This is a genomic window from Streptomyces sp. WG5, assembly GCF_049974565.1.
Classification (GTDB): Bacteria; Actinomycetota; Actinomycetes; order Streptomycetales; family Streptomycetaceae; genus Streptomyces.
The window spans coordinates 1-757 of sequence record NZ_JBNGGC010000153.1; the positions used below are offsets into that span (position 1 = coordinate 1).

General features: G+C 77.8%; 1 protein-coding gene. It reads left to right on the forward strand.

Annotated elements, in window-relative coordinates; genetic code table 11:
• On the forward strand, nucleotides 1-757 hold a 757-nt coding region (locus ACP4IX_RS36330; protein WP_426558938.1), incomplete at both ends, for a beta-ketoacyl reductase.

Genomic DNA, 757 nt, shown 5'->3' on the forward strand with positions numbered 1-757 from the left:
TGGAAGCCGGTGCCCGAGCCGGCTGTCGCCCGCCTCACCGGGACGTGGCTGCTGGCCGTCCCTCACACGCTCACCGGTCCGGACGGGCAGTGGGCCGCCGCCGTGGAGCGCACGCTCACCGACCGCGGCGCCGACGTACGGCGGGTCGCCGTCGTCCAGGGCGACGACGACATGCGCGCCGACCTCACCGTATGCATGCGCGAAGCCCTCGCCGACGGGCCCGCCGTGTCCGGTGTCGTGTCCCTGTCGACGCCCTCCGGCACTGCGGCGGGCAGTGTCGTCACCACGCTCGGCGTCGTCCAGGCACTGGGCGACGCCGAGGTGACCGCGCCCCTGTGGTGCGTGACCCGCGGCGCCGTCGCCGCCGGCCGCTCCGAGCGGCTGGAGAACCCGGCGCAGGCGGCCGTGTGGGGTCTGGGCCGGGTGACCGCGCTGGAGCACGGCGAGCGCTGGGGCGGCCTGGTGGACCTGCCCGGCACGGACGACGTGGACGACCGGGCGCTGGCCCGGCTGGCCGGCGTCCTGGCGGGCGACGCCGCCGAGGACCAGGTCGCGGTGCGCCCAGGCGGTCTGTTCGCGCGCCGTCTGGTCCGTGCGCGGCCGGCGGACACCGCGGTGGCGCGTGAGTGGCGCCCGCGGGGCACGGTGCTGGTCACCGGTGGCACGGGCGCGCTGGGCGGACATGTCGCCCGTTGGCTCGCGGGCAACGGCGCCGAGCACCTGGTGCTGGTGAGCCGCCGGGGCATCGAGGCACCGG